13 protein-coding genes are annotated in these 13,669 nt (G+C 60.7%); 10 read left to right on the top strand and 3 right to left on the bottom strand.

The window, feature by feature from the left end; translation table 11 throughout:
* Positions 1-179: 179 nt before the first annotated feature.
* Positions 180-917: a thioesterase II family protein gene (locus M5G18_RS10870; RefSeq protein ID WP_273900037.1), complete on the bottom strand. Its 738-nt coding sequence runs from the start codon at positions 915-917 to the stop codon at positions 180-182.
* Positions 918-1,046: 129 nt separating this feature from the next.
* Between M5G18_RS10870 and M5G18_RS10865 the strand changes: the two genes are divergently transcribed.
* Complete coding sequence (locus tag M5G18_RS10865; protein ID WP_273900038.1) at positions 1,047-2,180, top strand: cupin-like domain-containing protein; 1,134 nt, start codon at positions 1,047-1,049, stop codon at positions 2,178-2,180.
* A gap of 6 nt (positions 2,181-2,186) precedes the next feature.
* On the opposite strand, the gene M5G18_RS10860 is transcribed toward M5G18_RS10865, so the two are convergent.
* The gene (locus M5G18_RS10860) at positions 2,187-3,359 is read right to left on the bottom strand and encodes an MFS transporter (protein WP_007956351.1); all 1,173 of its coding nucleotides are present in this window, start codon (positions 3,357-3,359) and stop codon (positions 2,187-2,189) included.
* Positions 3,360-3,567: 208 nt separating this feature from the next.
* Here M5G18_RS10860 and M5G18_RS10855 point away from each other — a divergent pair, with 208 nt between their 5' ends.
* The 6 genes from M5G18_RS10855 (at position 3,568) to M5G18_RS10830 (ending at position 8,967) form a co-directional block, all read left to right on the top strand.
* On the top strand, positions 3,568-4,368 hold the full coding sequence (locus M5G18_RS10855) for a glucose 1-dehydrogenase (protein WP_273900039.1): 801 nt from the start codon (positions 3,568-3,570) through the stop codon (positions 4,366-4,368).
* Positions 4,361-6,187 carry a glycoside hydrolase family 15 protein gene (locus tag M5G18_RS10850; RefSeq protein ID WP_273900040.1) on the top strand — a complete coding sequence of 609 codons (1,827 nt, stop codon included), beginning with the start codon at positions 4,361-4,363 and terminating at the stop codon, positions 6,185-6,187. Before M5G18_RS10855 ends, M5G18_RS10850 begins: the two co-directional genes overlap by 8 nt.
* A gap of 308 nt (positions 6,188-6,495) precedes the next feature.
* Positions 6,496-6,888 (top strand): hypothetical protein, encoded by a 393-nt coding sequence (locus M5G18_RS10845; RefSeq protein WP_273900042.1) that lies wholly within the window; start codon positions 6,496-6,498, stop codon positions 6,886-6,888.
* Between the two features lie 40 nt (positions 6,889-6,928).
* Positions 6,929-7,558, top strand: a complete 630-nt coding sequence (locus M5G18_RS10840; protein ID WP_273900043.1) for a hypothetical protein — start codon at positions 6,929-6,931, stop codon at positions 7,556-7,558.
* Complete coding sequence (locus M5G18_RS10835; RefSeq protein WP_273900044.1) at positions 7,555-7,953, top strand: hypothetical protein; 399 nt, start codon at positions 7,555-7,557, stop codon at positions 7,951-7,953. Before M5G18_RS10840 ends, M5G18_RS10835 begins: the two co-directional genes overlap by 4 nt.
* Positions 7,954-8,073: 120 nt before the next feature.
* Positions 8,074-8,967 (top strand): alpha/beta fold hydrolase, encoded by an 894-nt coding sequence (locus M5G18_RS10830; RefSeq protein ID WP_273900045.1) that lies wholly within the window; start codon positions 8,074-8,076, stop codon positions 8,965-8,967.
* On the opposite strand, the gene M5G18_RS10825 is transcribed toward M5G18_RS10830, so the two are convergent.
* Positions 8,936-9,919 carry a GlxA family transcriptional regulator gene (locus tag M5G18_RS10825; protein WP_207985548.1) on the bottom strand — a complete coding sequence of 328 codons (984 nt, stop codon included), beginning with the start codon at positions 9,917-9,919 and terminating at the stop codon, positions 8,936-8,938. The genes M5G18_RS10830 and M5G18_RS10825 overlap by 32 nt on opposite strands.
* 91 nt (positions 9,920-10,010) lie before the next feature.
* Here M5G18_RS10825 and inhA point away from each other — a divergent pair, with 91 nt between their 5' ends.
* The 3 genes from inhA to M5G18_RS10810 all read left to right on the top strand — a co-directional run bounded on the left by inhA (position 10,011) and on the right by M5G18_RS10810 (position 13,406).
* Positions 10,011-10,697, top strand: a complete 687-nt coding sequence (gene inhA, locus M5G18_RS10820; RefSeq protein ID WP_273900047.1) for an isonitrile hydratase — start codon at positions 10,011-10,013, stop codon at positions 10,695-10,697.
* A 249-nt stretch (positions 10,698-10,946) separates the two neighbouring features.
* Complete coding sequence (locus M5G18_RS10815) at positions 10,947-11,738, top strand: CPBP family intramembrane glutamic endopeptidase (protein ID WP_273900048.1); 792 nt, start codon at positions 10,947-10,949, stop codon at positions 11,736-11,738.
* Between the two features lie 102 nt (positions 11,739-11,840).
* Positions 11,841-13,406, top strand: a complete 1,566-nt coding sequence (locus tag M5G18_RS10810; RefSeq protein WP_273900049.1) for a methyl-accepting chemotaxis protein — start codon at positions 11,841-11,843, stop codon at positions 13,404-13,406.
* Positions 13,407-13,669 lie beyond the last annotated feature (263 nt).

The following is a 13,669-nucleotide window of genomic DNA, read 5'->3' as shown; positions in this document are numbered from 1 at the left end:
TTCTTGGCATCCGGATCAGTAGGCAGGCAGCACAAAGGCACGTCGTCCCTATAAAACGAATGCAGACCGGAAAAATTAGCGATTGAGAAGAAGTGTCAGAGGTGCAGCTGCAAGCTCGAAGCGGCAAGCCACAAGAGGAAGCGACTGCGGGCAGAGAGCCTGCAGCCGCCAATTGAAACTCAGGCGCTGACGGCCAGCGAATGCCGACGGTGATGCACCTCAAGTTGATCCTTGATCACCTTGAGCACCCGGGCTTCGTGTTCATGAATGAAGAAGTGCCCGCCGGCCAGCATGTCCACCGAGAAACTGCCCGAGGTTTCCTTGCTCCAGCCGATCAATTGCTCGGTGGTGGCCTTGTCGGCCTTGCCGCCGAGCACATGCACCGGGCATTTGAGCAGCGGGCGCTGCAACGGCTGGAACTTGCCACAGAGCAGGAAATCCGCGCGCAGGATCGGCAGGGTCAGGCTCATCAACTCTTCGTTGGCCAGCACTTCCTCGCTGGTGCCGTTGAGCGTGCGCAGCTGATCGATCAGCTCGGCGTCGGTCTTCGGGTCGGCAAAACCGCGGTCGTAATCGGCGCGCATGGTCGGCGCAGCGGTGCCCGAGGCGAACAGCGCCACCGGTTCCGGGCAGCCCAGCGCCCGCAGTGCATGGGCGATTTCGCAAGCCACCAGCGCGCCCAGGCTGTGGCCGAACAACGCATAAGGGGTCTTGAGTGTCGGGCGCAATTCCCTGGCCAGTTGCATCGCCAGTACCCGCATGTCGGTGTGCAACGGTTCGTCGAACCGGGCGCCGCGCCCCGGCAGCTCCACCGGTTGCAGTTGCAGCCATTGCGGCAGCTTTGGCCGCCAGCGGCTGTAGACCATGGCACTGGCGCCGGAGTACGGCAGGCACAGCAGGGTCAACTTGGTCACCACGCTTCCCTCGAAAAAATGTCTCTTCAAGAGGGTACGGATCAACGACCCGGAGAATTAGTCGGCGGTGGCTAAATTTCCCCTACAAACCCTCGTTAACCGTTCAGGCCAAAACAACAACGAGGATTCACCGTGGACCTGCAGACCATTCTGGGCAAGCTGTTCGCCAATGCCGGTGCCGTCGGCATCGAAGGCGTTTTCCAATTCGTGCTGGGTCCACAGCTGGCGTGCTGGTCCGAGGTCAAGGCCAGCACCCGTACCGAGGCCGGTCGACACCCGAACCCGGATGTGACCATTGAAGTGGCGCCGAACGATTTCGCCGGGATCATGGGCGGCACCGCCAACGTCGAAGAACTGTTCGCCAGCGGTCGGCTGAAGATCGGCGGCAACATGGGCCTGGCGACGATGCTGCCGCAGATCATCGACCACGCGCGCTACGGTGGTGCGCCGGCGCAAAAGGTCGACATGAACAAGCGCTACCCGACGCCGCCGCGCCCCAGTGAAGCCATCACCGCCGCACGACCGGCGCAGACCGTCGTCGAGCGGCGGCCGCGCAGTGAGCTATCACTTCAGGAGTTCAAGGAACGCTACCTGCCCTTCGGCACGCCGGTGGTCATCAGCAATGCCTTGCACGACTGGCCGCTGTTCAAGCTCAGCCGCGAAGAGTCGCTGGTGCATTTCGCCGAACTGCAAGGCATCACCCGCCACGGCGACTACGTGAAAAAAACCTTCTCCACCGAACGGGATTTCCGCTCCACCTCGATGGCCGATTTCATCGCCTCGCTGGAGAGCCCGGCGGTCAAGGGTGCGGACGGCGAGCCACCGGCGTACATGGGCAACAACATCCTGCCGGCCGCGCTGATGCAGCAGATCAAATACCCGCCCTACTTCGATGGCTCGCTGTTCATCCCGCCACGGATCTGGATCGGCCCCAAGGGCACGCTGACGCCGCTGCACCGCGACGACTCCGACAACCTGTTCGCCCAGGTCTGGGGCCAGAAGAAATTCACCCTCGCGGCTCCCCACCACCGCGAAGCGCTGGGCACCTGGTCCACCGCGCCCGAGGGTGGCCTGGATGGCTGCGATTTCAACCCGGATGCGCCGGACTATGAGCGCTTCCCCGCCGCGCGCGACGTGACCTTCCTGCGCGTGACCCTGGAGGCCGGCGATCTGCTGTTCCTGCCCGAAGGCTGGTTCCATCAGGTGGAGTCGGTGTCGACTTCGCTGTCGGTCAACTTCTGGGTGAACTCGGGCCGGGGCTGGTAACCGGCATTATTTGAGGTGACGAAAGCTCTGCACCGCAGAGCCCAGCACCACCGCCCCGGCGGCAATCGCCAGCCAGAAGCCGCTGCGCGCGCCGAACGCATCCACCAGTGCGCCGGAACCGGCGGCGCCGATGGCCACGCCGATGCTCAAACCCGTCACCAGCCAGGTCAGGCCTTCGGTGAGCTTGGCCGGCGGCACGATGCGCTCGATCAACGCCATCGCCACGATCAGGGTCGGCGAGAAGAACAGCCCGGCAATGAACACCGCGACGGCCAACCCGAAGATGTTGCTCGCCAGCAACAACGGCAGCGTAGTCACCGCCGTCGCCAGACCGCCGTAGAGAAACAGCCGCGGCAACGGCAGCTTCGAGCGCATCGCGCCGAAGGCAATGCCGGCCAGACAGGAACCGATGGCATACACCGACAACACGATGCTCGCCGCCGCCGGCTGGCCCTGCTGCTGGGCGAACGCGACGCTGACCACATCCACCACGCCGACAATCACGCCCATGGCGAGCATCAACGCCAGCAGCCATTGGACGTCGGTCGAACGAATGATCGAACCCTGATGCTGCGATTCGTGCGGATGCACCGGCGGCTCGGTGCTGCGCTGGGCGACGAACGCCGTGACGCCGATCGCCAGCATCAACAACGCCGCCAGTGGCCCGGCCTCGGGAAATACGCCGACGCACAAGCCCACCGACAGCGGCGGGCCGACGATGAAGCAGACTTCGTCGAGCACCGACTCCAGCGCATAAGCGGTCTGCAACTGCGGCTGGCCGCGATAGATTTCGGTCCAGCGCGCCCGCGCCATCGCCGACATGCTCGGCATGCAACCGGCCAGTGCGGCGCAGACAAACAGGGTCCAGGTCGGCGCCTGCAAACGGGTGCACAGCAGCAACATCAGCAGCGCGCCCCCGCCAATCAGCGCCGCCACCGGCAGCACTCGCCCCTGGCCGAAACGGTCCACCAGCCGTGACACCTGCGGCGCGCAAAACGCCGTAGCCAGCGCGAACGTCGCCGCCACCCCGCCCGCCAACGCGTAGCCGCCGGTCAATTGCGAGAGCATGGTGATCACGCCGATGCCGGTCATGGAAATCGGCATGCGCGCGATCATCGCGGCAATCACAAAAGCCCGGGCGCCGGGGGCGTTGAACAGTTCGCGGTAAGGGTTTGCCATCGGATGCAGCCTCATCAGGGGCGGCCAAGTTGCCACAAAGCCTGACGGCCGGGGAAGCGCGCAATTGTTGGTGGAATGTGAAGTCCCCAATGCGCGCAGGGCCAATCGCTGCCGAATAAAGCTGTCGATGATTTCATGTACGCAGATGAACTCTCGCCGCCGCCCATCAGTCAGCTAAATAAGTCCTCAACCCAAGGCGCGACCCTGCATGCAGATTTCCCTCGCCCGCCAAGTGGCACTGGTCACCGGCGCCAGTTCCGGCATCGGCCACGGCGCTGCCAAAGCCCTGGCCGCCGCCGGTGCCTCCGTTGTCATCAACTACAACCGCCAGGCCGAGCCCGCCGAAGCGCTGGCCCGGCAAATCATTGCCGACGGTGGTCAGGCCATCGCCATCGGCGCCGACGTTTCGAAGGAGGAAGACGTGGAGAGACTGTTCCAGCAAACCCTCGACACCTTCGGCACGCTGGACATTCTGGTAGCCAACTCCGGCCTGCAAAAAGACGCGGCGGCTGTGGATATGTCGCTGGCCGACTGGAACGCGGTGATCGGCGTCAACCTCACCGGTCAGTTCCTCTGCGCCCGCGCCGCGCTGCGGATCTTCAACCGCCAGGGCGTGCGCGAAGGCGTGTCCCGGGCCGCCGGCAAAATCATCCACATGAGTTCGGTGCACCAGCGCATTCCCTGGGCCGGGCACGTCAATTACGCAGCGTCCAAGGGCGGCGTCGATCAGTTGATGCAGACCCTGGCCCAGGAAGTCAGCCACCAGCGCATCCGCATCAACGGCATCGCACCGGGGGCGATCCGCACGGCGATCAATAAAGACGCCACCGAAGGCGACGCGGGCCAAGCCCTGCTCAAACTCATCCCTTACGGGCGCATCGGCGATGTCGAGGACGTGGCCAACGCGGTGGTGTTTCTCGCCTCCGACGCCTCGGACTACATCGTCGGCACCACCCTGTTCATCGACGGCGGCATGAGCCTCTATCCGGAGTTCCGTGGCAATGGCTGAGCATCATCCCGAACGACAAAGCCCCATCGACGCCCACGGCATCATCGGCGACATGCGCAGCGCCGCGCTGGTCAATGACAAGGGCAGCGTGGATTTCTTCTGCTGGCCGGAGTTCGACAGCCCGTCGATCTTCTGTTCGCTGCTTGATACCCCCGACGCGGGGATTTTCCAGCTCGCGCCGGATCTGCCCGATGCCCGGCGCGAACAGATTTACCTGCCAGACACCAACGTCCTGCAAACCCGCTGGCTCAGTGACCACGCCGTGGTGGAAATCACCGACCTGCTGCCGATTGGCGACAACGACGATGCCCTGCCGCTGTTGATGCGCCGGGTGCGGGTGGTCAGCGGGCAGGCGACGTTTCACCTGCGCTGCGCGGTTCGGCATGACTATGCCCGCGCTGAAACCCGTGCCGCAATCGACAAGAACGATGTACTGTTCAACGCCAGCGGGCAGCCGACGCTTCGACTGGCCTCGGATCAAAGCTTGAGCGTCGATCAGGATGCAGCGGTCGGGCAATTCACCCTCAAACAGGATCAGACGGCGGCATTCATGCTCGGCGCCAGCGACGATCCGCGCTTCGCCGAAGGCGCCGCGCAACTGTGCATCGAGCGCACGCTGAAGTTCTGGCGCGACTGGATCGGCCAGTCCAACTATCGCGGTCGCTGGCGCGAAATGGTCAACCGCTCGGCCCTGGCCCTGAAGCTCCTGACCTCGCGCCAGCACGGCGCAATCCTCGCCGCCGCCACGTTCGGCCTGCCAGAAACACCCGGCGGCGAACGCAACTGGGACTATCGCTACACCTGGATCCGCGACGCCTCGTTCACCGTCTACGCCTTCATGCGCCTGGGCTTTGTCGACGAAGCCAACGGCTACATGCGCTGGCTGCGCGGGCGGGTCAGCGATTGCAGCGGCCAGTCGATGAAACTGAACATCCTCTACGCCATCGACGGCCGCCAGGAACTGCCGGAAACCGAACTCACGCATTTGTCCGGGCATGGCGGCGCAAAACCGGTGCGCATCGGCAATGGTGCTTACGACCAGATTCAACTGGATATCTTCGGCGAACTGATGGACGCCGTTTATCTGGTCAACAAGTACGGCGACGCGATTTCCCACGAAGGCTGGAAACATGTGATGGAAGTGGTCGATCAGGTCTGTGAGACCTGGCAGACCAAGGACGTAGGCATCTGGGAAATGCGCGGTGAGCAACATCACTTTCTGCATTCGCGCTTGATGTGCTGGGTAGCGCTGGACCGGGCAATCCGCCTGGCCTCGAAACGCTCGCTGCCGGCACCCTTCGCCCGCTGGGACCAGACCCGTCAGGCAATCCACGCCGACATCTGGGACAACTTCTGGAATGAAGAACGCGGACATTTTGTGCAGTACCAAGGCGGCACGGCGCTGGATGGCTCGATGTTGCTGATGCCGTTGGTGCGTTTCGTCAGCGCCAAGGATCCGAAATGGCTGGCGACGCTGGAAGCCATCGAGAAGCACCTGGTCCGCGACGGGATGGTTTACCGCTATCGCAACGATGACAGCGGCATCGACGGACTGTCCGGCACCGAAGGCGCCTTTGCCGCGTGCTCGTTCTGGTATGTGGAATGTCTCGCACGCGCCGGGCAAGTCGAAAAGGCTCATTTGGAATTCGAGCAACTGCTGCGTTATGCCAATCCGTTGGGGCTGTACGCGGAGGAATTCGACAACCGTGGCCGGCATCTGGGCAACACGCCACAGGCGTTGACGCATCTGGCGCTGATCAGTGCTGCGAGTTTTCTCGATCGCAAGTTGAGTGGGGAGAAGAATTACTGGCAGCCGTAGTCATCCTTCTTCGCCAGAGCCTGTAAGAAAGATCTCAACTTCAATCGCCGCTTGTAGGAAGGCTACCTACGAGCGGCAAACACCCCCGAGCCTTGCGGTTGAAGGGCTGGCCCACACAATCGATTCCTTTCGATACAACTTGTTGATGGCAGGCCCTACAAAAACCTGCCAACCCCATGTAACGCTTGGGCCGCGACTCGCACTTACACCCCGAAATACCTTGTTGCCAGCTGTTACATCCCCCCCTACCATCCACCGCAACGGGCACAGCGGAGCTGTCCAATAAAAACCCGATTCAAGGAACCAGAATGAGCCAACGCATCCACCGCCAGATCGACACCCCACTGCGCACGGGCCTCAAGCGCGACGAACTGTGGGAGGCCGCCGACAAGGGCCTGATCAAATGCTGGGAAATCGGCCGCCAGCGCGCCACCCGCTTCCCCGACCTCGCCCAACGCTGCAGCGCCGATGAACTGCCGGTGCTGGGCTGGAAAGGTGGGGTCAGTCGCAGCCTGAAGAAGAATGAAAAGTACGGATCGCTGAAATACCTCGCCCAGTGGCAGGGGTTGCGGGGGGAAGACCTGGATATTGATCTGGGTGCCGAACGGGTCATGACCTGCTCGCGGACGAAAATGGTGGTGACGTTTACGCCGGATCGCAGCAAGTATTTCAATCAGGTGGCGGAAGCTGAAGCGACATAAGCTGACATCCAACCAAAAAAATAAACCTTTTAACGAAGTCATGAATACAATGAACGCAGAAACAATTGGATGGATTATCGGCAGCACGGGGCTTGCCACTATTGGCATAGCATTCATGATTAAAACACTAATAACCTCAGGCATAAAAAAAGCCGTAGAACTAAATTTCAACAAACATCTTGAGAACTACAGAGCAACCCTCAGTCAAGAACTGGAAAGCCTAAAATCCACACTCAAGAATTCCGAAGTATTTTTTGTTCGCCAACTTGAAGCACTGAGCCAACTAAGAAGTCTGTACCGCAAGATCCTCCCTGAGAGAGATTACCCGGATATGGAATGGCCAGAGGCACTTGAAAAAATAGCCGACTCGTACAAACAACATTCAACTCATATCAATGACTATATGAGCGCCTACGATGCCCTTCTCCCCGTAGACGTGCGAGAACAGCTTGAACGCGCAGCATATGCGATCAGCGAAATACGATTTCAGTTTGATTACAACTCGAAAACCCTCGACGCTACCGCAAATAGCGAAGCACTGGAAAATGCTGAGCTATATTTCGAACTCATTAAGAAAAGTATTGATTCATTTCAAGAATGCATCGAGCTTCAACTGGGAAATCGAAAAGTTTCCACATCACCTGCAAAGACCAAAAAGGAAATTGCATGACAATTTTTTTAGCTTCAAACACTGGCGGCCACAACGAAAGGATTACCCTTTTTGGAAGAACGGAGAAAGAAACCGACCTATCACATCCGATGCTATTAAAAATAAAAGAATCGATCAGTCCAATCGACAATATCGAGTTGCGTTCCATAACCAACGTCTCGGGAGACTCCCTTCCTTTCTCCCTTTATGAAGAGCTAAAATCCAACACACTCTGGGGCTATCCTTGGAGATTGTTCGATATCAACGGTGAGAAAATTTGCGAAAAATTTCCTACAGCTGACATTCGATATTTCAAAAACCTCAATAACGACAATCAATGGATACAGGCAGCCATCAATAAAGCTCTTGAAATTTCCGACCTCCATACCAAAATAACTCCACCCAGCAGTAGCTAGAAAAAACATCATCAATTCCAGGAATTTTCTAGCTTGCCTCACCCGTATAGTTTCAGGGTTCATTCCAATTAAAATCACTAACCTTAATTCGCCAAGATAGCTCTACATCTGGAGCCCCTCGTGAGCAATTTTAAGACCATTGAAACCAAAACTCTTTCTATCGCCTTCGAGCAATATGGTCCGGACAATGGTGTGGCCGTGATTTTGCTCCACGGCTTCCCCTACTCCCCCCGCGCCTACGACGAAATCGCCCCGCCCCTCGCTGCCAAGGGTTATCGGGTAATCGTGCCGTACCTGCGCGGTTACGGGCCGACCCGTTTCAACAGCCCGGAAACACTGCGTTCCGGCCAGCAAGCGGCGCTGGCGCAGGATCTGCTGGAGCTGATGGATGCGCTGGGTTTCGAACAAGCGACGTTGTGCGGTTACGACTGGGGCGGTCGGGCGGCGTGCATTGTGGCGGCGCTGTTTCCCGAGCGCGTGCGCGGGTTGGTGACGGGCGATGGCTACAACCTGCAAGACATTCCGAATTCGATTCAGCCGCTGGATCCGCAGAGCGAGCATCGCTACTGGTATCAGTACTACTTCCACACGCCCCGTGGCGTTGAGGGGCTGACGCAAAACCGGCGGGCGCTGTGCGAGTTGCTGTGGCAGTTGTGGTCACCGACCTGGGCGCGGAACGCCGAGCGTTATCCGCTGAGTGCATCGGCGTTCGATAACCCGGATTTCGTCGATGTGGTGATTCACTCTTATCGCCATCGCTTCATGTATGCGCCGGGCGATCCGGCGCTGGAGTGGATGGAGCAGGCGCTGGAGAAACAACCGGCGATCGGCGTTCCGACGATATCGCTATGCGGTGCGGACGATGGCGTCGGCCCGGCGCCGGCAGAGGATGAAGATGCCCATCACTTCACCGGGTTTTACGAGCGGCGGGTGCTATCCGGCGTTGGGCATAACATTCCGGAAGAAGCGCCGGGCGTGACGCTCAAGGCATTACTGGATCTGCTCCAGCGCTGACCGAAAACCGCTCCCGATAAGCCTGCGGCGTCACCCCCATGGCCCGCAGGAAACTACGTCTCAAGGTTTCTTCACTGCCGAATCCACAATTGGCCGCAACCCGTTTGATCGGCAGTCCGGTATCGCTCAGCAGCCGGCGCGCCGTTTCAACGCGGATCAGTTCGATGGCCCGGGCCGGGGTCTGGCCGGTATCGGCGCGGTAGTGGCGCACGAAGCTGCGTTCGCTCATGCCGGCCTGTTCGGCGAGGGTCGGGATGCCCAGATCGCAGGTCAGATGCTCGGCGATCCACGCGTGCAAATCGTCGAAGCGGTTACCCTGTTTTTGCAGCGACAGCGTCACGCTGAATTGCGACTGCCCGCCCGGTCGTTTGAGGAACACCACCAGTTGCCGGGCGACGTCCAGGGCCATGTCGCGACCGAGGTCGTCTTCGACCATGGCCAGCGCCAGGTCGATGCCGGCGGTGACGCCCGCCGAGGTCCAGACCGGGCCGTCGTTGATGAAGATCGGATTGGGCTCGACCTGCAAACGCGGGTGTTGCTGCGCCAGTTGTTCGCAGCGGGTCCAGTGGGTGACGACCCGGCGACCGTCGAGCCAGCCGCTGGCGGCCAGCAGAAAGGCGCCGGTGCAGACCGAGGCCACGCGCCGGCAGCCGTTCGCGTGCTCACGCACCCAACTCACCAACCCGGCGTCCTCGGCAGCGGCGTAAACACCCCAACCGCCGGCGATGATCAGGGTGTCGCTGGGCTGTTTCGGGAGCGGTTCGGCCAGCATCGCCAACCCGGCGGACGAGTTGACCGCCCCGCCGCCGCTGGCGATGACCGTTGGCGCGTACGGCGCAGGCAAACCCTGCTGGCGGGCGATGTCGTTGGCCGAGGCGAAGACTTGCAACGGCCCGGTGACATCGAGCAACTGCACATTGGCGAACGCGAGGACGTGGATGGTTTTCGGCATTTGGCGTAATTCGTGGGCTGATTGGCGTATGCGCCAAAACCTACGCGCCTACAGTGAAGCCGTCTACCCCCCCTTTTCACGGAGAAGAACCATGGCGTTGCAGATCGGTTTTCTGTTGTTTCCCCAGGTGCAGCAACTCGACCTGACCGGCCCGTATGACGTGCTGGCCTCGTTGCCGGACGTGCAGGTGCATCTGGTCTGGAAGGATCTGGTACCGGTCACCGCCAGCACCGGGTTGGTGCTGAAACCGACCACCACCTTCGAGGACTGCCCGGATCTGGACGTGATCTGCGTACCCGGCGGCGCCGGGGTCGGGCCGCTGATGGAAGACGAGCAGACGCTGGCGTTCATCAAGGCGCAAGCCGCGCAGGCGCGTTACGTGACGTCGGTGTGCACCGGTTCGCTGGTGCTTGGGGCGGCAGGTCTGTTGCAGGGTAAACGGGCGACCACGCACTGGGCTTATCACGATCTGCTGCCGACGCTGGGCGCAATTGCGGTGAAGGATCGGGTGGTGCGTGACGGCAATCTCTTTACAGGGGGCGGCATTACTGCGGGGATCGATTTCGCGCTGACGCTGGCGCAAGAACTGGTCGGTGTCGATACGGCGCAACTGGTGCAGTTGCAACTGGAATATGCGCCGGCGCCGCCGTTTGATTCGGGTAGTCCGGAGACGGCGCCGATTGCTGTTGTTGAAGAAGCCCGCAAGCGTGCAGCGCCTTCGCTGAAGTTGCGCACTGAAATTACCGAGCGTGCGGCGGCGAAACTCAACCTGCGCTGACATTTCAGCCTTACGCAAATCCCTGTGGGAGCTGGCTTGCCAGCGATAGCGGTGAGTCAGTCAATGAAGATGTCGACTGTGCAGACGCCATCGCTGGCAAGCCAGCTCCCACAGTTTTTGTATTAGCCACAGCTTTTTGTGTCAGCCACAGGTTTGCTTGTTGTCCCGGTTTCTCGCCTCACCTTCACTTGTCCCCTCGCCCCCACCCGTGTAGAAAGCCTGTCCACAAATCGTGCACAAGGACTTTCCATGACAGCTCTGCCATGGCTCTATCTCGGGCTTCTCAGCCTTGGTTACGGATTGGCGCTGAGTTTCGGCCAGCTCGGCTGGCTGGCGCTGATCTCCATTGCACTGCTGGTTTTCGCCGGTTACGCCGTGCGCCAGCAAACCGTGCCGGTCGGGCGTTATCTCGGCCATGGCCTGTTTATCGTGCTGGCTCTGGCGCTGGCCCTGCACTGGCTGCCGGGCTTCTATAACGGCCGGGTCATCGAGCCGCAGCGTTTCACCGACAACGCCGTGCCGTTCTCGATGTACCTGAATCTCGACAAACCGCTGATTGGTTTCTGGCTGCTACTGGTCTGCCCGTGGATCGTCGCGCGGCGTTCGTTGCGCCTGACGGTGTACGCCACAGCGCTGGCACTGACGCTGAGCGTGATTCTGGCGTTGGGCGGCGCGGTGTTGCTAGGCATGATCACCTGGGCGCCGAAATGGCCGGATCAGGCGTGGCTGTGGGTGCTGAACAATCTGCTGCTGGTGACGCTGGTCGAAGAAGCGCTGTTTCGCGGCTATATCCAGGGCGGCCTGAGCCGGCGTTTCAAACACCTGCCCTACGGCGAAAACCTCGCGCTGCTGCTGGCGTCCCTGCTGTTCGGCCTGGTGCATGTGGGCGCCGGCTGGCAATGGGTGTTGCTGGCGAGCCTGGCGGGTGTCGGCTATGGTCTGGCCTACCGTTTTGGCGGGCTCGGTGCGGCGATCGCCACGCACTTTGGCCTGAACCTGCTGCATTTCGGTCTGCTCACCTATCCGATGCTCGCGGGTTGAAGCAAGGGCCGTTTTGCGACGCCGTACATATAAATGAAAAAAAATTTCAATAAATGGCCGACCCCGCCGACAACCTTTCAAAGCCTTGCGGATTGAAAAACCATGCGTAATAACCAGCCCATTACACAACGCGAACGGACTTTCCCGGCTCAGCAACGGTTGATTTCCACAACCGACGCCAAGGGCGTGATCACCTACTGCAACGACGCTTTCGTCGAAATCAGCGGGTTTTCGCGTGAGGAACTGATCCGTGCGCCGCACAACCTGGTTCGTCACCCCGACGTCCCGGCTGCGGTGTTTTCGCACATGTGGGGCACACTGAAACAAGGCTTGCCATGGATGGGCATTGTCAAGAATCGCTGCAAGACCGGTGATCATTACTGGGTGAACGCCTATGTAACGCCGGTGTTCGATGGCAGTCAGGTGGTCGGTTACGAGTCGGTACGGGTCAAGCCGTCCGCCGAACAGATCCGCCGTGCCGAAGCGCTCTACCAACGCATCAACCAGGGCAAGTCGGCGATTCCTTCGAGCGACAAATGGCTGCCGATCGTGCAGGACTGGCTGCCGTTCATTCTGGTCAGCCAGTTGAGCTTCATGATCGGCGCCACCCTCAACTCGCAGTGGGGCTTCGCCCTCGCCGCCGGTCTCTCGGTGCCGCTGGGCCTGTTGGGTCTGCAATGGCAACAACGCGGGCTCAAGCGCCTGCTGCGTCTGGCCGAGCAGACCACGTCCGACCCGTTGATCGCGCAGATGTACACCGACAGCCGTGGCCCACAGGCCCGTCTGGAGATGTCGATCCTCAGCCAGGAAGCCCGCCTGAAAACCTGCCTGACCCGTCTGCAGGACACCGCCGAGCACCTGACCGATCAGGCCAAACAGTCCGACGCCCTGGCGCACAACAGCTCCAGCGGTCTGGAACGTCAGCGCGTGGAAACCGAACAGGTCGCCACCGCCGTCAACCAGATGGCCGCCACCACGCAAGAAGTGGCGAGCCATGTCCAGCGCACCGCCGACGCCACCCAGGAAGCCAACCGCCTGACCGGCCGCGGCCGCGACATCGCTGGCGAAACCCGCGAAGCCATCCAGCGTCTGTCCGTAGTCGTGGGTGAAACCGGCCTGACCGTCACCCAACTGGCCAAGGACAGCGACGAAATCGGCGGCGTGGTCGACGTGATCAAAGGCATCGCCGACCAGACCAATCTGCTCGCCCTCAACGCCGCGATCGAAGCAGCCCGCGCCGGCGAGATGGGCCGTGGTTTTGCCGTAGTCGCCGACGAAGTCCGCCAACTGGCGCAACGCACCAGCGAATCCACAGGCCAGATCCACGCCCTGATCGCCAAGTTGCAACAGACCGCATCCAGCGCCGTACAAACCATGGAAGCCGGCCATCGCCAGGCGGAAGAAGGTGTAGCGCGGGTTCTGGAAGCGGATCAGGCCTTGGTCGGCATCAGCGAAGCAGTGGCCAACATCACCGACATGACCACCCAGATCGCCGCCGCGACCGAAGAGCAAAGTGCCGTGGCTGAAGAAATCAGCCGCAACATCAGCAACATCTCGGAACTGGCGGACCAGACCTCGGAACAGGCGCATAACTCGGCGTTGCTGAGTGAAGAGCTGACCAAGACTGCCAACACGCAGTATTCGTTGGTGGAGCGGTTTAACCGCTGATTGTTCTGGCAATAAAGAAACCCCGGACAGCGAAAGCTTCCGGGGTTTTTATTGCCAGTCTGAAATGGACGTAGCCAGCACCGCCCTCTTCGTGGGCAAGCCCACTCCCACAGGGTTTCGCATTGGCCACAAGATCTCGCAACACCACCATCCTTGTGGGAGCGGGCTTGCCCGCGAAGAGGCCCGGTCTGCTGGCGAAAATCTCATGCGAAAAGCGCGGACAGTGCCTACAACTGAATCGGAACCAACTGACTGGCAGGCGA

The sequence above is a fragment of the Pseudomonas aphyarum genome (assembly GCF_028657055.1).
Lineage (GTDB): Bacteria > Pseudomonadota > Gammaproteobacteria > Pseudomonadales > Pseudomonadaceae > Aquipseudomonas > Aquipseudomonas aphyarum.
This window is presented reverse-complemented; position numbering and strand designations above follow the sequence as displayed.